We start from the raw sequence: 20,057 nt of genomic DNA, 5'->3' as shown, positions 1-20,057 counted from the left end.
CGAACCGGTCCACCGGTGGGCGCATCCCCAACGCCTGGTGCGGGCGCAGCGTGTTGTACTGCACCACCCACGCGTCCAGCGCCGCCTGCAACGCCTCGATGCTGGGGTGCGCCCGGTCGGCGCCATTGAGGAACTCCGCCCGCATCGTCTTGTGCAGCCGCTCCACCTTGCCCGTCGTGGTCGGCGACCGCGGCGCGGTCAGCAGATGCCGGATCCCGTTCTCGGCACAGACCCGGTCGAACAGGACCTCCGCGCTCGAGCCGTGCGGGCCGAACCGACCCGTGAAGACCTTGCCATTGTCAGTGAGGATCTGCTCGGGGATCCCGTGCCGCTCCAAGGCCGCCAGCAGCGCCTCACACACCGGCCGGGCCGTGGCCCGCGCCACCACGTGCGCGCACACCACGAACCGGGAGTTGTCATCGATCCCGGTCACCACCTTCACCTCGGCCCCGCCGGCCGAGCCGGCCAGGTGCACCCCACCGACCACGTCCATCTGCCACAGCTCCATCGGCCGGGTCCGTTCCCACCGCCGGTAGTCACTGCGCCGACGACGCCGACGAGCCGGGCCGATCCGGCCGTTGCGCACCAGCGCCCGGTACACCCCCGAGCGGCCCGGCACCGGCACGATGCCCTCGCGCTGCAGCTGGTACCGGATCCGGTCCGGACCCCACCTCGGGTTCGCGTCACGGATCGCCAGCACCCGCGCCTCCACCACCGCCGGCATCTGATGCGGGCACGTGTGCGGCCGCGAGGACCGGTCCTCCAGATTCAGCACCGCGCCGTCCAGCGCATACCGACGCAACCACACGTGCACCGTCTGACGGGCCACCCCGAACCGGCGAGCGACCTCGGTGACCGTCGCCCCGTCCAACACCTCCAGCACCGCCCGGTACCGCAGCTCGCTCACACCCAGCTCCCGCAACATCCCGCGCTCCTTCCGCGACCCCCGTCGGGGTCAGAAAAGAACGCACCGCGACAGCACGGCAACCACTCACCAGGGCTGAACCGTCGGCAGGACTGTCAGCCACCTACCGGAACGACTGTCGCGCAGGAACCGAACCCGCGTCCTGAACCTGGAAGGCAGGAACCGGAACCCGATGGTCAAGCATGAACCGGAACTGCACACGGGCGGCTGCGTTACATCTGCGGGACACAGAGGCCCCACGCGCCGAGGATGACGACGCATCGACCGGCGCACAGCCCGCCTGACCTGCGCAAACGTCTGGTGGGCCCCGTCGGGCTCGAACCGACGACCGGCGGATTAAAAGTCCGATGCTCTACCGACTGAGCTAGAGGCCCTGGCGAACCTGGAACTCCGTCGCGGGCCTCGCCCTGCCGGGCGGTCGCCCGTCGACCTGTTCTGGATCCGACGTCAGTATGCCTCACACCGATGGCCGGGACTCCGGCGCGGCCTCCATCGCAGGCCGACCCACCCCAGAGCGGCCGACCGAACACCGCGAATGCCCCAACGCCACCGGTGTGGCCATCGGCACAGCGGCAGATCCGCCGCGTCGTTGGCCGCCCACTCCTCAGTGGGTAGATGATTGGCCATGGGCACGTCTCAACATCGTGAGGTCGAGCGCAAGTACGACGTCGACTCGGGCACAGTCCTGCCCGATCTCGTCGGAGTCGACGGGGTCGCGTCGGCGAGCCAGCAGGTCGTGCACGACCTCGAGGCGACCTACTTCGACACTGCCACACTCGACCTCCTCCACCACAAGGTCACGCTGCGCCGCCGCACGGGCGGGGATGACGCGGGCTGGCACCTCAAGCTCCCCGAGTCGGCCGAGGCTCGCATCGAGGTCCGTATGCCGCTTGGCCGGCACGCCGCGCCCGACACCCTCCCACCTGACGAGCTCGTCGACCCCGTGCGGGCCATCGTGCGTGACCGCCCGCTCCAGGCGGTCGCGCGAGTGTCCACGCACCGGCTCGAACGGACCCTGCTCGACGCCGACGGGCGAGAGATGGCGCAGCTGTCCGACGACCGCGTCACGGCAGAGCGCCTCATCGCCCAGCGCGAGCCCGCGCTCCTCGGGACGGTCACAGAGGCGCGGACCGTGCCGGCAACGGAGCCGGCGACCGTGTCGGCGGCCGCGACGCCCGTCGAACCGCCCACCGACCTCGCCACGCCGACCGTGTCCGAGCCGCTCGACGAGACGCCGTTCGCGCCCACCGCCGAGCCGCTCGCCGAGCCGTTCGCCGAGCACACCGCCGAGCCGTTCGTCGAGCCCACCGCCGAGCCGTTCGTCGAGCCCCTCGGCGAACCCCTCTCCGAGCCACTCACCGAGTCCGTCACCGAACCACTCACCGCAACCGTTCAGAGCGCCGCAACGATGGAGTGGCGCGAGGTCGAGGTCGAGCTCGTCGACGGCAGCGAGGACCTCATCGAACGCATCGACGCGGTACTCACCGCCGCCGGCTGCTCCCGAGCCACGGTCGGGTCGAAGGTGGCCCGCGCACTCGGCGAGACGGCATACCGCGTGGGTCGCATCGGAGCGGGGCGGCCCACCCCGCCGACGAGCCGCAAGGCGGCCCGCAAGGGCTCGGCGAGGGACCTGCTCCTGGCTCACCTGGCCGAGCATGTGGGGGAGCTGCAGGAGCACGACCGTGGTGTTCGGGCGGGGGAGCCCGGGTCGGTGCACAAGATGCGGATCGCCGCCCGGCGGATCCGGTCGGCACTGGTGACCTACCGCAAGCTCCTGGCGCCCGGCTCGGTCGAGCCGCTGCGCAACGACCTCAAGTGGCTCGGCCAGTCGCTGGGCCGCGCCCGGGATGCAGACGTCCTGCGTGACCACCTCGACGAGGTCCTGTCGGCCGAGCCGCCCGAGCTCGTGCTCGGGCCCGTAGCCACCCGGATCGACGACACCCTCGGCGCTCAGCACCAGATGGGCGTGGAGGAGGCGCTGGAGGCGCTGCGGAGCGAGCGCTACTACCGGCTGCTCGACTCGCTCGACGACCTCATCACGTGGTCCGCGTGGACGCTCATGGCCGAGGAGCGCGCCGGCCGGGTGGTGCCGAAGCTGCTCCGCCGCGACGCCAAACGGCTCGAGCGGGCCGTATCGGAGATCGACGAGGCCACCGACGAGGAAGCCACCGACCCGCAGGCCCACGACGTCGCCCTGCACGAGGCCCGCAAGAAGGCCAAGCGCTACCGGTATGCCGCCGAGAGCGCGATCCCCGCCTACGGCAAGCCCGCCAAGCGGCTCGCGCGCCGCGCGAAGCAGGTGCAGTCGACGCTCGGCGAGCACCAGGACGCGGTGGTCGCCCGCGCCGCCCTGCGCGAGCTCGGGGTGCAGGCCCACCTCAGCGACGAGAACGGCTTCACCTACGGCCGCCTCCACGCGCTCGAGCAGCAGCGGGCGGACCGCGCCGAGGCCGAGTTCGAGAAGGCGTGGCGGCGTCTGCCACGCAGGCGCCTGCGGCGCATTCTCAAGGGATGACGGCGCCAGCCGTTAGCCTGCTGGGATGAGCGAGCACGACCACCCGACCCCGAGGCGGCCGGCCTTCTTCAGCCCGTCCGCCCTCGAGGCGCACGGGGGCGCGTACGACCCCACCGAGGAGATCCACATCGCCCACGAGACGGCGCTCGCTCTTGTGCACGCCGGCCGCGCCGCCGCCGACCCCGAGCTCACCCAGCGCCTCGTCGCCCTCGTTGACGAGATCGGGCTGTCGACCCTCGCCGAGCTGTGGTCCCAGCGCCCCGCGCGCTCGCTGCCGGGCGCGCTCTGGCGCCTCTACGTGCTGCGCGAGTGGGTGCGCCGGGCCCCGGAGGAGGCCAGTCGCGAGTATGCCGCGGGCATCCGCTTCACCGGCCCCAGCCACGTCATCGCCGGTGCCGCCGAGCCCCCTGGGCCGCAGGAGATGAGCCGGCTCATCGACGAGATCCTGCGCGGGGTGTTCGAAGGTGACCTCGCGATCGCGCTCGAGCGGGCCGCGGCGTTCTGCCGTGTCGTGTCTGCAGGCCGTGCGGACATCTCGTCCGGCGACGAGACTGCCGAGCAGGCCGCCAACGTGCTCGCGATGGCCGATGACCTGACCGTGTGCGCCCGCCTGTGGCGCGGTGACGCCCTCGACTGAGTCAGTCCTGACGGCCTACCCACAGAATGTGCCGAAGGGCTTGCGTTTCAGCGACTTTGGTGATCCGCGCGGGCACCTTTATCCTTGAACGCGCGTCGGGTCGCGGTAGCCCCGGGTCCCAATTTCCGCCGCTACGAGCGGCCCTGTGCCGAGAGGCGCTCCCGGCCCGACGCAACCTCTCGCTCACAGCCCCTGGTCTGTGCGCCGCCCCTGCGGGCTCTGGTAGCCGGTCAGGGCACGATCCGGTAAACGGCCATCTCGTTCCGGGCTTCTACACACGGCACCCAGCACGGCGCCGTACCCTGGGGCGCATGGCCCCCGAGGAAGAGCGGTCCGGCGACCTGCTCGACGTCGCGCTGCGCGACGAGATCGAGCTCGTGAGCGACCTCGTCGTGGCGGCTTCGTCCAGCCCGCGCCATTTCACCCCGGCCGAGGTGGACGCGCTCCTTGGCATCGGCGCAGGTTCGACCGCCAAGGTCGACCCGTCGGCTGCGACGCGGCGCGCCGGATCCGACTAGCCAGACCCTAGGAGCCCCTCGAGCCACGCTCGACGGGCCCGTCCTGGTCACCGGCCCGCGAGCGCAGGCAGGTGGCCCTAGACAGGCGACCGGCCAGTGCTCGGAATGTCCGATATTACCTTTTTGGGGCATTGGCTTTGACGTCATCGTGAACAGCCGGCCACGGCTCGGTTGCGTTCGATCGACGGCTTGCCCGTAGCATCTTCCACGGACCAGACGCCGATCGACCGGAGCAACGCCCGTGGGTTTTCGCCTCACACCCCAGGACACCAGCTTTTTCAACCTCTTCACTTCCTCCGCCCAACTCCTCGTCGAGGCGACTCGCGAGCTGACGCGGTTCCTCGAGGTCGATCCCATGCAGCGCCAGGCGGTGGCTGACCGCCTCAAGGAGCTGGAGCACGCGGCTGACGACGCCACCCACGAGCTCATCAACAAGGTCAACAGCTCGTTCATCACGCCCTTCGACCGTGAGGACATCCACGGCCTCGCCGCGTCGCTCGACGACTGCATGGACCTCATCGAGGAGACCGGCGACCTCATCGTCCTGTACCGCCTCGGTGAGATCCCCGATGGCCTCGCCGACCAGTTCGAGATCCTGGCCCGGATGGCCGAGGTGACGGCCGAGGCCATGCCTCGGCTGCGCTCCCTCAGCGACCTCAAGAGCTACTGGATCGAGATCAACCGCCTCGAGAACCAGGCCGACTCCCTCCACCGCACGATGGTGGCCAACCTCTTCAACAACTCGCACGACGCCGTCCACGTGATCAAGGTGAAGTCGATCATCGACGGCTTCGAGGACGCTGCTGACGCGTTCGAGAAGGTCGCGCACGTGGTCGAGGGCATCGCGGTCAAGGAGTCCTGACCCTCCGATGGACACGACCATCCCGGTCCTTGCGGTCGGTGCTGTCATCGCACTGGCCATGGCGTTCAACTACACCAACGGCTTCCACGACGCGGCCAACGCGATCGCGACCTCGATCTCCACCCGGGCGCTCACGCCCAAGGTGGCCCTCATCATGGCTGCCATCGCCAACCTCGCCGGCGCGTTCTTCGGCGGCAAGGTGGCCAAGACCATCGGCAGCGGCATCATCGAGCAGCCCGAGGGCGTCAACGGCCTCTGGCTGGTGACGGCGGCCCTCGTCGGGGCGATGACCTGGAACCTGCTCACGTGGTACTTCGGCCTGCCCTCCTCGTCCTCTCACGCCCTCATCGGCGGCCTCGCCGGGGCGGCCATCGTCGCCGGCGTCGGCGTCCAGTGGAACGTGCTCTGGGACAAGGTCATCATTCCGATGGTCGCCTCGCCCGTCATCGGGCTGCTCCTGGGTTACCTCGTCATGGCGACGATCCTCTGGGTCTTCCGGCGCGCTCATCCGGGCCGCGTGCAGCGCGGCTTCCGCACCGCGCAGACGGCGTCCGCAGCGGCCATGGCCTTCGGCCACGGTCTGCAGGACGCCGCCAAGACGGCGGGTGTGGTCGTGCTCGTGCTCAACATCTCCGGCTACCACGAGGGCGACTCGATCCCGCCGTGGGTCCTCGTGATGTCGGCCATCGTCATCTCCCTCGGCACGTATGCCGGTGGGTGGCGCATCATGCGCACGCTGGGTCGCCGGATCATCGACCTCGGGCCCCCGCAGGGCTTCGCGGCCGAGACCACGGCCGCCTCGATCCTCTACGTCGCCGGTCTCGGGTTCGGTGCGCCGATCTCGACGACGCACACGATCACCTCGGCGATCATGGGCGTCGGCGCTACCAAGAGCGTGCGGGCGGTCCGCTGGAACGTCGCGGGCAACATCGTCGGCGCGTGGTTCCTCACGTTCCCGGGCGCCGGCCTCGTGGCCGCTCTCACCTGGTACGTGACCAGCATCTTCCGCTGACCCAGCCCATCCAGCCCACCGCATAAGCCGCCGCGGCGCACCCCATCCTCACAGTCGAGTGGGCGCGCCGTCCCACCCGTCCCAGGGCCGCGGCATACGCGACCGGCCCCCCAAAGTCGAGTGGGCGTGGGACGGGGCGCCCACTCGACTGGCATGGGGCGTGGGACGGGGCGCCCACTCGACTGGCATGGGGCGTGGGACGGGGCGCCCACTCGACTGGCATGGGCGTGGGACGGGGCGCCCACTCGACGGGGGGCGTGCCGTATGCCGGTCAGCCGAAGCGGCCGGAGATGTAGTCCTCGGTGGCCTGCTCGGTCGGGTTGTTGAAGATCCGCGTCGTGTCGTCGATCTCGATGAGGCGGCCCGGCTCGCCGGTCGCCTTGAGGTTGAAGAACGCCGTACGGTCCGAGACGCGGGCCGCCTGCTGCATGTTGTGCGTGACGATGACGATCGTGTACTCGGACTTCAGCTCGTTGATGAGGTCCTCGATCGCGAGCGTCGAGATCGGGTCGAGCGCCGAGCAGGGCTCGTCCATGAGCAGCACTTGCGGTTGCACTGCAATGGCGCGCGCAATGCAGAGGCGCTGCTGCTGTCCACCAGAGAGGCCCGCGCCGGGCTTGCTCAGGCGGTCCTTGACCTCGTTCCACAGGTTGGCGCCCTTGAGGGACGCCTCGACGATGCCATCGAGCGTCTTCCGGTTCTTCACACCGTTGAGGCGCAGCCCGGCCGCGACGTTGTCGTAGATGGACATCGTCGGGAACGGGTTGGGGCGCTGGAAGACCATGCCGACCGTGCGGCGGACCGTGACCGGGTCCATCGTCGCGGCGTAGAGGTCCTGGTCGTCGAGCATGACCTTGCCCTCGACGCGGCCGCCGGGGATGACCTCGTGCATCCGGTTCAGGGTGCGAAGGAAGGTGGACTTCCCGCAGCCGGAGGGGCCGATGAAGGCCGTGACGGACCGGGGCTCGACCGTCATCGATACGCCCTCCACGGCCTTGAACGTGCCGTAGTAGACGTTGAGGTCGCTGACGTCGATTCGCTTTGCCATCGGAATGGTTCGCTTTCTCTTACTTCTTGACCGAGCCGAAGTACGCGATGACCCGGCCGATGATGTTGAGGAGCAGGACGAGCAGGATCAGGGTCAGCGCCGTGGCCCACATGCGCTGCGCGGCCGCCGCGAGCGCGATGTCGCCGCGGTCCTGGTTGATCATCATCGGCAGGGTGGGGAAGTTGCCGTCGAAGAGGTTCCGCTGGAAGTTCTTGGTGTACGGCGCCAGGATCAGCAACGGCGCGGTCTCGCCCATGACTCGCGCGACGCCGAGCAGCACGCCGGTGATGATGCCGGAGAATGCCGTCCGCAGCACGACCTTGACGACCGTGACCCATTTCGGGACGCCGAGTGCGTAGGAGGCCTCCCGCAGCTCGTTCGGGACGAGCTTGAGCATCTCCTCGGTGGACCGCACCACGACCGGGATCATGAGCAGCACGAGCGCGAGCGCGGCGGCGAAGCCGGACCGGTTGATGCCGAACGTCGTGACCCACACGGCATAGATGAACAGCGCGGCCACGATCGAGGGGACACCGGACAGGATGTCGACCATGAAGCTGATCGCCCGGGCGAGCTTCCCGCGGCCGTACTCCACGAGGTAGACGGCCGTCATGATGCCGATTGGCACGGCGATGAGCGCCGTCATGCCGACCATCATCAGGGTGCCTTCGATGGCGTGACGTGCGCCGCCGCCGAAGTCCTCGGAGTTGATGTTGCGCTGGTTGTTGGTCCACCACGTCGAGGTGACGACCAGGTGGATGCCGTTCTTGATGACCGTCCACAGGATCCAGACCAGCGGCACGATCGCGAGGAAGAAGCAGAGCCAGACCACGACCCGTGCGATGACGTCCTTGGTCGCGCGTCCGCGATGGGGGCTGCCCATCTCCTCCAGAGCCTCGCGGCCCTGGGGTCCGCCGGGGGGAACGGCGTCGTCGCCCAGCTCGGCGTCTGCCGAGACGCGGTCCTTCGTCACAGTGCTCATTCGGTGAATGCCTTCCTGCGCTCGATGACGATCCGGGCGATGCTGTTGACCACGAAGGTCAGCACGAAGAGCACCAGGCCAGCCGCGATGTAGGCACCCGTCTTGGTCGGGTTGCTGAACTCGGACGCGTTGTTCGCGATCTTCGACGCGAAGGTCTCGCCGCCGTTGAAGAGCGACCACGTCCACTGGGCGCCGTCGGGAAGGGACGAGACGAGGAAGGTCACGGCGATGGTCTCGCCGAGGGCCCGGCCGAGCGCGAGCATGGACGCGGAGATGACGCCGGGGCGCCCGAAGGGCAGCACCGCGGTGCGGATCATCTCCCACTGGGTCGCCCCCAGCGCGAGGGCGCCTTCCTTATGCGCGAGCGGCGTCTGGTCGAAGACCTCCCGCGAGAGGGCTGTGACGATCGGCAGCACCATGATCGACAGCACGACGCCGATGAACAGGATGTTGCCCGAGATGCCAGTGGGGGAGAAGAGCGGGAACCAGCCGAGATGGCCCTCCATCCACGACTGCACCGGCTTGTAGACCGGGGCCAGCGTGATCAGGCCCCAGAGGCCGAAGACGATGGACGGGACGGCGGCCAGCAGGTCGACGAGGGCGGCCGCCGGGCGGCGCATCCACATCGGCGCGTACTGCGTCAGGAACAGGGCCACGCCCACGCCGATCGGCACCGAGATGACCATGGCGAGCGTCGAGGCCGCGACCGTGGTCCAGAGGAACTCGAGGATGCCGAAGGCGGGCTTCTCGCCGCCTGGGTTCCACACCCGTGAGGTGAAGAAGTTGACGTTGTTGTTCGCGAGCGCCGGGATCGCCTGGACGATGAGGAAGATCGCGATGAGGGTGACGACGACGATGACGAAGACGCCCGAGAGCGTCGCCACCCCGCCGAAGAGCCGGTCACCCGTACGGCCCGTGGAGGCGCGGTCGCCTCGCCAGGAGGGACGACCTTCAGGGCCTGGAAGCTCGTCGGTTGCGGAGACACCGGTCATAGAAGACACGTGGTTCCTACTTCCTTCGCCCGTCGTTAGCGGCCCGGGCGGTCACTCGGAGTGTCGCGAGGGGCGGACGCCTGAATCAGGCGCCCGCCCCCAGCGTCGGGTTCTCAGGAGATCGCGTCAACCGCGGTCTGGACCTTGGTCGCGACCTCGGTGGGCAGCGGAGCGTAGCCCTTGGACTCGATGCTCTTCTGGACCTCGTCCGAGGCGAACGTCTTGAGGAAGGCCTTGACCTTCTTGCCCGTCTCGGCGTCGGCGTACTTCGAGCAGACGATCTCGTAGGTGACCAGGACGATCGGGTAGGCCCCGGCCTCCTTGGTCGCGTAGTCGATCTTCAGCGCGAGGTCGTTGCCGCTGCCCGTCTGGGTGGCCGTGGCGATCGTCTTGCCGGCCGACTCGGAGGTCAGCTCGACCGGGCCGCTGCCCGTGTCGATCTGGGCCATCGGCAGCTGGTTCTGCTGGGCGTAGGAGAGCTCGACGTACGTGATGGCGCCGTCCTGGCCCTTGGTGGCGGTGGCGACACCGGCCGACTTCTCCTTGCCCTCGCCGGTGGCCGGCCACTTCTTGCTGGTCTCGTAGGACCAGGCGTCGGGGGCCGCAGCCTTGAGGTACTTGGTGAAGTTCTCGGTCGTGCCCGACTCGTCAGAGCGGAAGTAGACCTTGATCGGGGTGGCCGGAAGCGTGGCGCCCTTGTTGAGCGCGGCGATGGCCGGGTCGTTCCACGTCTTGATCTTGCCGTCGAAGATCTTGGCGGCAACCTCGGCGTTGAGGACGAGCTTGTCGACGCCCTTGACGTTGTAGGCGATGGCGATCGGGCCCGTGACCATGGGCAGGTTCCACGCGGGCGAGCCACAGGCGGTGGCCGCGTCGGTGGCCTCGACCTTGCCGTCGACCGGCACGGTCTTGAGGGCCGAGTCAGAGCCGGCGAAGTCGACCTGCTTGGCGATGAACTGCTTGATGCCGGCTCCCGAGCCGGTCGGCTGGTAGTCGACGTTGGCGTCGGCGCACTTGTTCTGGAAGGCCGTGATCGCCTCGTCGATGGCGTTCTTCTGGGCCGATGAGCCCTCCGCCTTGAGGTCCCCGCTGAAGCAGTCGGCGGAGGCGCCGGTCTCCCCACCCGCGGCAGTGCTGCCGCCGGAGGACGAAGAGTCATTGTTCTCGGACGCGCAGGCCGAAAGCGCAAGAGCGCCGGACAGGGCGATGGCGCCGAGAGCGCTGATACGCGAAACAGACACGAGCTTGTTCCCTCTCGATGGGGTTTGTCTTGATGTCGAACGGACGCGGCCGAGCGACGTTGATGGACCGTTCATCCACCCGCGAACATAGGAGCGCCCGAATGACCTTTGGTCCACGTGCGGTTAACGCAAGGTGAACGCGGGGTGACGACTTCGTGCCGTGGCCGAGTCGTCCCTGTCGATGTGTGGCCAATCGGACATAGCAAGTCGCAATGCGCGGCGCGCACGTGCGGGCGCAGCCGAGCGCGCCAGAGCTTGGTATGTCCGACGGGACGGGCCGGCGGGGTCAGGTGTCGATTCGCTCGATGTCGACCACGAGCGCATCAGTGCCCCGGCCGACCATGTGGCACACGAGCACCTCGCCCTTGCCCATCGCCTGCTTGGCCGCCTCGTCGAGCCGTACGCCGACGGTGTCGCCGCGGTCGACCGAGTAGACGGTGCGCTCGCGCAGGACCTCGAGCAGGCTGGGGATCACCGGCCCATGGCTGCAGACCACCGCCGGCTCGGCCCGGTCGAGCACCTTCTCCAGCTGGCGGAGTGCGCCGTCGGGGCGCTCCTCGAAGCCCTCCTCCGACAGCGACTCCCGCACGTGCAGGCGCAAGCCCGCCAGGTCGGCATACGGCTCGACGGTGGCGCGGCACCGCGTGGACGACGACGTGACGACGCGGGTGATGCCGTACGCCTCGAGCACCGATGCGACGGTCTTGGCCTGGGTGCGCCCGACCGCGTCGAGCGGACGGACGCGGTCGTCGCCCGACCACTTGGCTCGGGGCACCGCCTTGGTGTGGCGCACCAGGGCCAGCGGCCACGTCTTGAGCTCGTCGGCGCGGTCCGCGCGCACCAGCGCAAGCAGCTGCTCGCGGTCGCGCGCGTAGTCGAGCAGGGAGTTCGCGGCCGGCACGTCGACCCAGCGCACCTCGTCGATCTCGTGCTCGAGACTGCCGTTGCCGCCGATCACCTTGGCGGCCCAGTAGTGGACCTGCTTGGTGGCAGGCCCGCCCGTGGAGTCGAGCACCGGGTACTCCGACGACGGCAGCGGCACGCCGAGCCGGACCACGAGCCCGGTCTCCTCGAGAGTCTCGCGGGCGGCGGCCACGCACGGCTGCTCACCGGAGTCGAGCTTGCCCTTGGCCCACGACCAGTCGTCGTACTTCGGCCGGTGCACCAGAGCGACCTCGAGCTGCCCGTCGCGACGGCGCCACGGCAGGGTGCCGGCGGCAGGGATCACAGAGGCCACCGCGACAGTGTGCCCGATGCCGCGCCCGAGGACACGCGATCCCGTCGCCTGGACTTCCGTTCGTGCCTGCGACGGTCCGTATGCCGGTCACGTCGGCCTGCGGGGACGCCCGCGGGCCGGTCGCCGGAGTCGTCGCCGGAGTCGTCGCCTGACGCCCGTATGCCGTCAGCGGCGGCGTGCGCGCCGGCGCCGCTTGTCGTGGCGCTCGATGAGCGTGGCCTGGAGGTCGTCGAGCGGCTCGCCCGTGTCGGACATGTGGTGGCGTACCCAGCGGCCGTCCGACCCGAGGTCCCACCGCGAGGTGGTCTCGGCGAAGGCGAGGTCGATGAGGTCCGCGAGCTCCACGAGGTGACCCGGGTCGGTGATCGACACCAGGGCCTCGACGCGCCGGTCGAGGTTGCGGTGCATCATGTCGGCGCTGCCGATGTAGACCTGCGGGTCACCACCGTGGTCGAACCAGAAGACCCGCGAGTGCTCGAGGAACCGCCCGAGCACCGAGCGCACCCGGATGTTGTCCGAGAGGCCCTCGACCCCGGGCCGGAGCGCGCAGATGCCCCGCACCCAGATGTCGACCTTCACGCCGGCGATGCTGGCCCGGTAGAGCGCGTCGATGGTCGCCTCGTCGACGATGGAGTTGGCCTTGAGCACGATCCGTCCGACCGGGGCGTCCTTGGGCCGGTCGCGATGGATCGCGATCTCCTCGTCGATGAGGTCGATCAGGCCGGAGCGCACCGATCGCGGGGCGACGAGCAGGCGCTTGAACCGGCTGCGCGGGGCGAAGCCCGACAGCAGGTTGAAGAGCCTGGAGAGGTCCTCGCCGACCTGCGGGTCGGTCGTGAAGAGCCCGAAGTCCTCGTAGATGCGGGCGGTCTTGGGGTTGTAGTTGCCCGTGCCGATGTGGCAGTAGCGGACGAGACCGTCGGACTCCTGCCGCACCACGAGGCACAGCTTGGCGTGGGTCTTGAGGCCGACGACGCCGTAGACGACGTGGACCCCCGCCTCCTCCAGCTTGCGGGCCCAGGAGATGTTGTTGACCTCGTCGAACCGGGCCTTGATCTCGACCACGGCGAGCACCTGCTTGCCTGCCTCGGCTGCGTCGATGAGCGCGTCGACGATGGGCGAGTCGCCCGAGGTGCGATAGAGGGTCTGCTTGATCGCGAGCACCTGCGGGTCGCTCGCGGCCTGCTCGATGAACGCCTGCACCGAGGTCGAGAACGAGTGGTACGGGTGCTGGACGAGCACGTCCTTCTGGCGCACGGCGGCGAGCAGGTCGATCGCCTTGGCGCTCTCGGTCGGCGCGAAGTCGGGATGGGTGCGGGGGAAGAACTTCGGGAACTCGAGGTCGGAGCGGTCGACGTCGGCGATGGTGAACAGGCCGCGCAGGTCGAGGGGAGTGGGCAGCCGGTAGATCTCGCGGTCGCTGATCTGCAGCTCGCGGCCGAGCATGTCGAGGACCTTCGGGTCGATGTCCTCTTCGACCTCGAGCCGGATCGGCGGGCCGAACCGGCGCCGGGTGAGCTCCTTCTCGAGCGCCGTCAGGAGGTTCTCGGCGTCGTCCTCCTCGACCTCGAGATCCTCGTTGCGGGTGACCCGGAACGAGAAGTGCTCCATGACGATCATCCCGGGGAAGAGCTGGTCGAGGTGGCTGGCGATGACGTCCTCGAGCGGTACGAACCGCTTGCGCTCGACGTCGGCGTCGATGTCCTCCTCGACGCGGATGAAGCGCGGCAGGCTCGGCGGCACCTTGACGCGCGCGAAGTGCTCGGACCCGGTCTTCGGGTTCTGCAGCAGCACAGCGAGGTTCAGCGACAGCCCGGAGATGTAGGGGAACGGGTGGGCCGGGTCGACCGCGAGCGGAGTCAGCACCGGGAAGACGCGGTCGGCGAAGAAGTAGTGCAGCGGGTCGCGCTCCTCCTCATCGAGCTCGTCCCAGCGGACGATCGAGATGCCCTGCTCCTCGAGCTCGGGGCGCACGTCGTACTGGAAGACCGACGCGTGCTGCTGCATGAGCTCGTGGGCGAGGCGCGCGATGCGCTCGATGAGCTCGCGCGGCTCGATGCCGGCCGAGGTCCGCACGGCCAGGCCCGTCGCGATGCGCCGCTTGAGGCCGGCGACCCGGACCATGAAGAACTCGTCGAGGTTGTTGGCGAAGATGGCCAGGAACCGCGTGCGCTCGAGCAGCGGGACGGCCGGGTCCATCGCCAGCTGGAGCACCCGCTCGTTGAACTGGAGCCAGGACAGCTCGCGCTCGAGGTACCGGTCCGCAGGCAGCTCGTCCGCCGGGGCCTCCGGGGGAGCGGTGACCACGAAGCGCCCGTTCGCTGCACGGGCCGGGATGCGTCGGCTCGGGACGGTGCTGGTGAAGGAGCTCACCTCGGAGGCTTCGGCCGTCGAGTCGTCCGTGGTCGCCCGCGCCTCCTCTCGGGTGACGCTGTCGTCGAGGTCCGTGGTCGCGACGCTGCCGTTGGTCATGTGTCCAATCGTGACACCGAATCGGCCAGATGGGACGGTCTCGTCTCAGCCGGCGGCTGTCGTCCGAGCGAACTGCTGGTGGACCTCGAGATCCTGGAACCCGAGGCCGCGGTACGTGCGCACGGCTGCAATGTTCTCCTCGTCCACATAGAGCACGACCCGTTCGAGCCCCAGCGAGCGGAGGTGGTCAAGGCCAAGGACCGTCACGACCCGCCCGAGCCCGTGACCCTGCTGGTCGGGGGATACCGCGACGACATAGACCTCGCCGACGTCGCCGTCCGGCGGGTCGACCTTGGTCCAGTGCGACGCGGCCAGCCGGTCGGGGTCACGGGCGTCGACGATGAGGATGAGGCCGGCGGGATCCCACCAGGGCTCGGCCATCCGCTGGTCGAGGTCGGGCCTGCGCAGGCCGCCCTGCTCGGGGTGGTGTGCGAACGCGGCGGCGTTGAGCGCCAGCCACGCATCCTCGTCACGTCCGGGCTCGAAGGTGCGGACGGCATACCCCTTTGGCACGGTGGCCTCCGGCCACGGCTCACCGGACTGAAGGGGCCGGCCCATGACGTGCAGTCGGCGCACGGGGCCCAGGCCGAGCGACCGGGCGAACGCCAGGGCGGCGTCGGCAGTGGCACCCGCGCCGTGGCTCCAGATGCGCACGTCCTCGGGGAGGTCCGCGGCGAGCCTGGTGCCGATGCCCTGTCGACGGGAGTCTGGGGCCACGACCAGCTCCGCCGACGGCGGCTCGCCGTCGCCACCCGAACGGCACTGTGCGTATCCCACGAGGCGGTGGCCTGCGGCATACGCGAGCAGGTGCACGACCCCGTCGGCGGCAGGGCCCCGAAGGGCCAGCCGGAACGCCTCCGACAGCGGCATCGAGCCGTCTGCCTCCGACGCCGCCTCGGCGACCGCGACCACGGACTCCGCCTCGGTGCTCGACAGCGGCGTCGCCGCATCGCGGAGCTCGATCGTGGGCTGCGACATGAGGCGATTCCACCACAAGGGGTATGCCGGCGTGCCGGGTGCATGGGTGCCGTCCGTTCCGCTCGGCGCACCGGCATCGGGCGTTCACGATGGGGCCACGCGAACGCCCCCTTTTGTCGCCGCGGACCACTAGCCTGCGGACCACGTGCGTCACGAACGCACGGTCCCGAAACAGTGACAAGGGGAAGATATGTCCCGTTCCACCCGCCGCCTCGCCGGCGTCGCGATCGCAGGTGCCTGCATCGCGGCCCTCGCGGCACCCGCCCTCGCTGCTCCGGCGGGGGACAACACCGGCAAGGGCGACCCGCAGGGCCCGCTGCTCAACATCCAGATCCTGTCGTTCAACGACTTCCACGGCAACCTCGAGCCGCCGACCGGGTCGAGTGCGCGGCTCACCATCCCCGCACCAGGCGGTGGCACGACCACCGGCGACTTCGGTGGCGTCGAGTACCTCGCAACCCACCTGAAGGAGGCCCGCAAGGGCCACGACAAGACGGTCACCGTCGCCGCGGGCGACATGGTCGGCGCCTCTCCGCTGCTGTCGGCTGCCTTCCACGACGAACCCACGGTCGAGTCGCTCAACGACCTCGGCCTGGAGATCACCGCCGTGGGCAACCACGAGTTCGACGAGGGCTACAAGGAGCTCCAGCGTCTGCAGAACGGCGGGTGCATCGACGACGGCGACGGGATGAACAACCAGGACTCCTGCCCGCAGGGCCACCAGTTCACCGGCGCCAAGTTCCAGTACCTCGCAGCGAACGTCGTCGAGACCGCCACGGGCAAGACGATCCTGCCGTCCTACGCGATCAAGACCTGGAACGGCGCCAAGATCGGCTTCATCGGCATGACCCTGAAGGACACCCCCTCGATCGTCACCGCCTCGGGCGTCGCCGGTCTCGAGTTCAAGGACGAGGTTGCGACGGCCAACGCGCTCGTGCCCGTCCTCGAGGCCCAGGGCGTCAACGCGATCGTCGTGCTGATCCACCAGGGTGGTACGCCGCCGTCGGGGCTCTACAACCTCGCCTGCCAGGGCGGCGGCCAGCTGGCTGCCGACTCGCCGATCATCCCGATCGCGCGTGACCTCGACCCCGCCATCGACATGATCATCTCGGGTCACACGCACCAGCCCTACATCTGCTCCCTTCCCGACAAGACCGGGACGCCGCGCCTCGTGACGTCGGCGTCGTCCTTCGGCCGTCTGTACACCGACACCGAGGTCACCTATGACCGGCGCACCCAGGACATCGTCCGCCCGACGATGTCCGACTCGACGAACATGCTCGTGTCGCGCAATGTCGCGCCCGACCCCACCCAGACGGACCTCCTCAACACGTACAAGGACCTGGTCAAGGGCGTCGCGGCCCGGATCATCGGCACGATCAGCGGCGACATCACCCGCAGCCAGAACAGTGCCGGGGAGAGCGCGCTCGGCGACCTGATCGCGGACGCCCAGCTCGCCGACCCGAGCACGGTCATCAACGGCAAGACGCCCGTGATCGCGTTCATGAACCCGGGCGGCATCCGCACCGACCTCTCGTACTCCTCGTCGAAGTACGGCGAGGCACCCGGGGCGGTGACCTACGAGGAGGCGTTCAACGTCCAGCCGTTCAACAACTACCTCGTCTCGATGGACCTGACCGGACAGCAGATCTACGACGTGCTCAACCAGCAGTGGTCCGGTGCCAACTCCGGAACCGCGGCCAAGGTGCTCCCGATCAGCAAGGGTCTCACCTACACCTGGCAGGCCCCCGCGGGTGCCACCCCGACTGTCGTGGACGGCACGGTGGCGCTGAACGGCACGCCGATCAACAAGGCCTCGGTCTACCGCATCGTCACCAACAACTTCCTGTCGGATGGCGGCGACAACTTCGGGGCCTTCAAGGGTGGCACGGACAAGTACTTCGGCGGCCTCGACATCGACGCCTTCGCGAACTACCTGTCCAAGCCGGAGAACGCCAACTACACGCCTGGCGCGCTGAACCGCATCACCAAGCAGTGACGCCGTGACGTTGGGTATGCCGCTGGGACCACCCGGCGGCATACCTGACCGGCGTGCGTACGACGGCTCGGCTCCCGTTGGTTGGAGCCGGGCCGTCGACATTCGAGCGGGATGTCAGAGCGCGGGGGCGTCGGGATCGCGGCTCCGCGGGTCGGCCGACGCGACGGCGCTACGGCTCGGCGGCGACGGCGGCGTCCTGCCCGGGACGGTCGGGCACCAACCGGTAGCCGACGTTGCGCACGGTGCCGATGAGGGCCTCGTGGTCGGGCCCGAGCTTGGCGCGGAGCCGGCGGACGTGCACGTCGACGGTGCGGGTGCCGCCGTAGTAGTCGTATCCCCAGACCTCCTGCAGCAGCTGGGCGCGGGTGAAGACCCGGCCGGGGTGCTGCGCGAGGTACTTGATGAGCTCGAACTCCTTGTACGTCAGGTCCAAGGGATGCCCGCGGAACCGAGCCGAGTAGCTCGCCTCGTCGATGACGAGCTCACCCGAGGTGATCGGCAGGTCGAGGTCGGCCTCGGCGTCCTGGCCCTTGGTCATCGCGAGACGCAGGCGGGCGTCGACTTCCGCCGGGCCGGCCGAGTCGAGCAGGACGTCGTCGAGGCCCCACTCGGCCGTGAGACCAGCAAGGCCGCCCTCGGTGAGGACGGCCAGAAGCGGCGTGCCGATGCCGGTGGTCCGCAGCACCCGGCACAGCGACCGGGCACTGGCCAGCTCCCTTCGCGCATCGACGATGACGATGTCGCAGTCGGGGGAGTCGACGAGCGCGGTGGCTTCTGCCGGGAGGATCCGCACGGTGTGGCTGAGCAGGCCGAGGGCAGGCAGCACCTCGGCGCTCGGAGCGAGCGCGTTGGTGAGCAGCAGCAGTCGGGCCATCTCATGCAGGATAGGCGAGACTGGTCCTGCACGGACCTGACCGAATGAACCATGAGACGGAGCGAGACGGAGCGAGATGGCGCCGAGTGCCCAGCAGACACAGGCCACCGGGGTTCCGGCCGACCCGGCCGCTAACACCGTGGTGACGGTTCGTTACTGGGCCGCTGCGCGGGCCGCGGCCGGCGTGGACGCGGACCTGCACGCCGGTGCGACGGTCGGCTCGGTGGTCGACGCGGCGGTCGCCGCCCATCCGGCGCTGGCCCGGGTCGCGGCCGTTGCGACGTTCCTGCTCGACGGGCGCGCCGCCACGCGCGAGACGCCAGTGGAGCCCGGCGCTACGGTCGAGGTGCTCCCGCCGTTCGCCGGCGGGTGATGCACAATGGCCCCCGTGCCTGAGGACGACACTGCGCCCCCGCCTGTCGAGGGCGCGGCCGACCCGCCTGCTCAGGAGCGCGAGGCTGCGCACGGAGCGGGTGATGACGAGACTCCGCCCGAGAGCCCCAGCGGCGGAGCCGACGGGACGCTGCACCTCCCCCTGACGCCGGCCGGCGCCGATCGCGTCCGCTGGGTCGCCATCGCGTCGACCTTCGTCGCCGCGCTCGCGCTGCTCGTCGCCGCCTTGGCCGGGTATGCCGCAATGCTGGGTGTGACGCTCGTGCTCGCTCTCGTGCTCGCCTGGGGCTGGCCCGTCCTCGCAGGGTCGTTCACGCCGAACGCGACCTCGGTCGTGCTCGTCGTGTCCTCGGTGGCGATCGTGCTCAGCGCGCTGCGCGACGACCTGCGCTGGCTCGCGGCCGCCGTGGCCTTCGGGATCGTGCTGTCGTTCCTGGCGCAGCTGATCCGCCGGACCGGACGCGAGGGACTGGTCCTCACCCTGCTCGCGTCGTTCGGCGGGCTGGCCGTGACCGCCTCCGGTGCCACCGCCGTGGTCGCCGCCAACACCGACCACGGCACGGCGGTCGCCGTGATCGCGATGGCGGCGGTAGCGGCCTCGGTCGTCGCGGACCTGCTGGCCGGACGGCGCGCGGTGAGCCCCCTGCTCGGCATCGTGGCGCTCGTCGTCTCTTCGGTGGTCGCGATGCTGGCGGGCTCGTGGTTCGACGGTGTCAGCGCCGTGACCTCGCTCGGCATCGGGGCCGCCGCCGGCACCGTGTCGTGGTCGCTCCGACGGGTGTTCGCCCTGTCACCCGCGATGGTCACCGTGCGGGGTCAGGTCGGTGCCGGCGTCGGGTCGGTCCTGGCGATCGGCGCCATCGTCAACCTCTTCGCCGCCCTCGGCTGACCCGGCAACACACCCGGAAACTGCGACCTCGAGATAGTTGCAACTGCAGGGGTTTCGCGACTTCCGGGTGTGTTGCCAGGGGTGTTGGTTGCGGATCGGGCGGCTCAGTAGACGAGCGCGCGGGCGCCCGGGGCCATGACCTCTTCGACGAAGACGGCTGCGCCCTTGATGTGAGCCCCTGGCACGAGGTCGTCCTCGGTCAGGTCTCGGCGCGCCGCACACTGCGTGCAGACCGTGAGCCGGCCCGTCGTGAGCACGGCGTCGCGCAGGTCGGGGATGGGCACGGCATACGGGAGGGTGAACTCCTCCGCCCGGCCCGGCACGGCCATCCACGACGCCTCCCCGGTGAGCCACAGCGACACGTCGACGCCGCTGGCGGCGGCCGTGGCGGCGACGGTGAACGCCTGGGAAAGGCGCTCCGGCGACTCGATGCCGGAGGTGACCTTGACGACGAGAGAGCGAGCGGGCGACTCCATGCGATCA

The 20,057-nt window shown here is 69.6% G+C and carries 18 protein-coding genes and 1 tRNA gene; 8 read left to right on the top strand and 11 right to left on the bottom strand.

Translation table 11 applies throughout. The annotated features are described in order from the left end of the window. Together ACWEOW_RS02710 and ACWEOW_RS02705 are read right to left on the bottom strand one after the other, a co-directional pair. A partial coding sequence (locus ACWEOW_RS02710; RefSeq protein ID WP_452267592.1) for an IS481 family transposase occupies window positions 1-925 on the bottom strand: 925 nt, incomplete at its 3' end. Between the two features lie 298 nt (window positions 926-1,223). After that, a tRNA-Lys gene (locus ACWEOW_RS02705) sits at window positions 1,224-1,299 on the bottom strand. A 251-nt stretch (window positions 1,300-1,550) separates the two neighbouring features. Between ACWEOW_RS02705 and ACWEOW_RS02700 the strand changes: the two genes are divergently transcribed. From ACWEOW_RS02700 to ACWEOW_RS02680, 5 genes are all read left to right on the top strand, one after another. After that, window positions 1,551-3,440: a CHAD domain-containing protein gene (locus ACWEOW_RS02700; RefSeq protein WP_452267591.1), complete on the top strand. Its 1,890-nt coding sequence runs from the start codon at window positions 1,551-1,553 to the stop codon at window positions 3,438-3,440. 25 nt (window positions 3,441-3,465) lie between these two features. Continuing rightward, entirely contained in the window at window positions 3,466-4,077 is a 612-nt protein-coding gene (locus ACWEOW_RS02695; RefSeq protein WP_452267590.1) for a hypothetical protein, read from the top strand. Between the two features lie 311 nt (window positions 4,078-4,388). Beyond that, window positions 4,389-4,595: a hypothetical protein gene (locus ACWEOW_RS02690; RefSeq protein WP_452267589.1), complete on the top strand. Its 207-nt coding sequence runs from the start codon at window positions 4,389-4,391 to the stop codon at window positions 4,593-4,595. A gap of 241 nt (window positions 4,596-4,836) precedes the next feature. Further along, on the top strand, window positions 4,837-5,457 hold the full coding sequence (locus ACWEOW_RS02685) for a DUF47 domain-containing protein (RefSeq protein ID WP_452267588.1): 621 nt from the start codon (window positions 4,837-4,839) through the stop codon (window positions 5,455-5,457). A gap of 7 nt (window positions 5,458-5,464) precedes the next feature. Next, window positions 5,465-6,469, top strand: coding sequence for an anion permease (locus ACWEOW_RS02680; RefSeq protein WP_452267587.1), 1,005 nt, complete (start codon window positions 5,465-5,467; stop codon window positions 6,467-6,469). 271 nt (window positions 6,470-6,740) lie between these two features. Here the strand turns inward: ACWEOW_RS02680 and pstB are convergent, their stop codons facing one another. The 7 genes from pstB to mshD all read right to left on the bottom strand — a co-directional run bounded on the left by pstB (window position 6,741) and on the right by mshD (window position 15,419). Then, window positions 6,741-7,517, bottom strand: a complete 777-nt coding sequence (gene pstB, locus ACWEOW_RS02675; RefSeq protein ID WP_452267586.1) for a phosphate ABC transporter ATP-binding protein PstB — start codon at window positions 7,515-7,517, stop codon at window positions 6,741-6,743. A 19-nt stretch (window positions 7,518-7,536) separates the two neighbouring features. Beyond that, on the bottom strand, window positions 7,537-8,499 hold the full coding sequence (gene pstA / locus ACWEOW_RS02670) for a phosphate ABC transporter permease PstA (protein ID WP_452267585.1): 963 nt from the start codon (window positions 8,497-8,499) through the stop codon (window positions 7,537-7,539). Then, complete coding sequence (gene pstC, locus ACWEOW_RS02665; RefSeq protein ID WP_452267584.1) at window positions 8,496-9,500, bottom strand: phosphate ABC transporter permease subunit PstC; 1,005 nt, start codon at window positions 9,498-9,500, stop codon at window positions 8,496-8,498. Before pstC ends, pstA begins: the two co-directional genes overlap by 4 nt. 104 nt (window positions 9,501-9,604) lie before the next feature. Beyond that, window positions 9,605-10,732: a phosphate ABC transporter substrate-binding protein PstS gene (pstS, locus tag ACWEOW_RS02660; RefSeq protein ID WP_452267583.1), complete on the bottom strand. Its 1,128-nt coding sequence runs from the start codon at window positions 10,730-10,732 to the stop codon at window positions 9,605-9,607. A 286-nt stretch (window positions 10,733-11,018) separates the two neighbouring features. Continuing rightward, window positions 11,019-11,969 carry an NUDIX hydrolase gene (locus ACWEOW_RS02655; protein ID WP_452267582.1) on the bottom strand — a complete coding sequence of 317 codons (951 nt, stop codon included), beginning with the start codon at window positions 11,967-11,969 and terminating at the stop codon, window positions 11,019-11,021. Between the two features lie 165 nt (window positions 11,970-12,134). After that, window positions 12,135-14,441, bottom strand: coding sequence for an RNA degradosome polyphosphate kinase (locus tag ACWEOW_RS02650; RefSeq protein WP_452267581.1), 2,307 nt, complete (start codon window positions 14,439-14,441; stop codon window positions 12,135-12,137). Window positions 14,442-14,486: 45 nt separating this feature from the next. Continuing rightward, the gene (mshD, locus tag ACWEOW_RS02645; RefSeq protein ID WP_452267580.1) at window positions 14,487-15,419 is read right to left on the bottom strand and encodes a mycothiol synthase; all 933 of its coding nucleotides are present in this window, start codon (window positions 15,417-15,419) and stop codon (window positions 14,487-14,489) included. A gap of 190 nt (window positions 15,420-15,609) precedes the next feature. Here mshD and ACWEOW_RS02640 point away from each other — a divergent pair, with 190 nt between their 5' ends. Next, entirely contained in the window at window positions 15,610-17,418 is a 1,809-nt protein-coding gene (locus ACWEOW_RS02640) for a bifunctional metallophosphatase/5'-nucleotidase (RefSeq protein ID WP_452267579.1), read from the top strand. A 169-nt stretch (window positions 17,419-17,587) separates the two neighbouring features. Here ACWEOW_RS02640 and ACWEOW_RS02635 read toward each other — a convergent pair whose 3' ends face one another. Next, complete coding sequence (locus ACWEOW_RS02635; protein ID WP_452267578.1) at window positions 17,588-18,292, bottom strand: response regulator transcription factor; 705 nt, start codon at window positions 18,290-18,292, stop codon at window positions 17,588-17,590. Between the two features lie 76 nt (window positions 18,293-18,368). Here ACWEOW_RS02635 and ACWEOW_RS02630 point away from each other — a divergent pair, with 76 nt between their 5' ends. Continuing rightward, window positions 18,369-18,665, top strand: a complete 297-nt coding sequence (locus ACWEOW_RS02630) for a MoaD/ThiS family protein (RefSeq protein ID WP_452267577.1) — start codon at window positions 18,369-18,371, stop codon at window positions 18,663-18,665. Window positions 18,666-18,671: 6 nt separating this feature from the next. Further along, a complete protein-coding gene (locus ACWEOW_RS02625) occupies window positions 18,672-19,574 on the top strand; it encodes a hypothetical protein (protein WP_452267576.1) in 903 nt (300 codons plus the stop codon). 104 nt (window positions 19,575-19,678) lie between these two features. Here the strand turns inward: ACWEOW_RS02625 and ACWEOW_RS02620 are convergent, their stop codons facing one another. Next, window positions 19,679-20,050, bottom strand: a complete 372-nt coding sequence (locus tag ACWEOW_RS02620) for a DsrE family protein (protein WP_452267575.1) — start codon at window positions 20,048-20,050, stop codon at window positions 19,679-19,681. Between the last annotated feature and the right edge of the window lie 7 nt (window positions 20,051-20,057).

Source organism: Monashia sp. NPDC004114, assembly GCF_053603855.1.
Note: the sequence above shows the minus strand (reverse complement) of the source record. Positions and strands in the feature narration are given on the sequence as shown.

What these genes read in the sequence shown, in the direction of transcription:
- ACWEOW_RS02700 (WP_452267591.1), top strand. Translation starts at nt 1,551, where the DNA reads ATGGGCACGTCTCAACATCGTGAGGTCGAGCGCAAGTACGACGTCGAC.
- ACWEOW_RS02695 (WP_452267590.1), top strand. Translation starts at nt 3,466, where the DNA reads ATGAGCGAGCACGACCACCCGACCCCGAGGCGGCCGGCCTTCTTCAGC.
- ACWEOW_RS02690 (WP_452267589.1), top strand. Translation starts at nt 4,389, where the DNA reads ATGGCCCCCGAGGAAGAGCGGTCCGGCGACCTGCTCGACGTCGCGCTG.
- ACWEOW_RS02680 (WP_452267587.1), top strand. Translation starts at nt 5,465, where the DNA reads ATGGACACGACCATCCCGGTCCTTGCGGTCGGTGCTGTCATCGCACTG.
- pstB (WP_452267586.1), bottom strand. Translation starts at nt 7,517, where the DNA reads ATGGCAAAGCGAATCGACGTCAGCGACCTCAACGTCTACTACGGCACG.
- pstA (WP_452267585.1), bottom strand. Translation starts at nt 8,499, where the DNA reads ATGAGCACTGTGACGAAGGACCGCGTCTCGGCAGACGCCGAGCTGGGC.
- ACWEOW_RS02650 (WP_452267581.1), bottom strand. Translation starts at nt 14,441, where the DNA reads ATGACCAACGGCAGCGTCGCGACCACGGACCTCGACGACAGCGTCACC.
- mshD (WP_452267580.1), bottom strand. Translation starts at nt 15,419, where the DNA reads ATGTCGCAGCCCACGATCGAGCTCCGCGATGCGGCGACGCCGCTGTCG.
- ACWEOW_RS02640 (WP_452267579.1), top strand. Translation starts at nt 15,610, where the DNA reads ATGTCCCGTTCCACCCGCCGCCTCGCCGGCGTCGCGATCGCAGGTGCC.
- ACWEOW_RS02635 (WP_452267578.1), bottom strand. Translation starts at nt 18,292, where the DNA reads ATGGCCCGACTGCTGCTGCTCACCAACGCGCTCGCTCCGAGCGCCGAG.
- ACWEOW_RS02630 (WP_452267577.1), top strand. Translation starts at nt 18,369, where the DNA reads ATGGCGCCGAGTGCCCAGCAGACACAGGCCACCGGGGTTCCGGCCGAC.
- ACWEOW_RS02625 (WP_452267576.1), top strand. Translation starts at nt 18,672, where the DNA reads ATGGCCCCCGTGCCTGAGGACGACACTGCGCCCCCGCCTGTCGAGGGC.
- ACWEOW_RS02620 (WP_452267575.1), bottom strand. Translation starts at nt 20,050, where the DNA reads ATGGAGTCGCCCGCTCGCTCTCTCGTCGTCAAGGTCACCTCCGGCATC.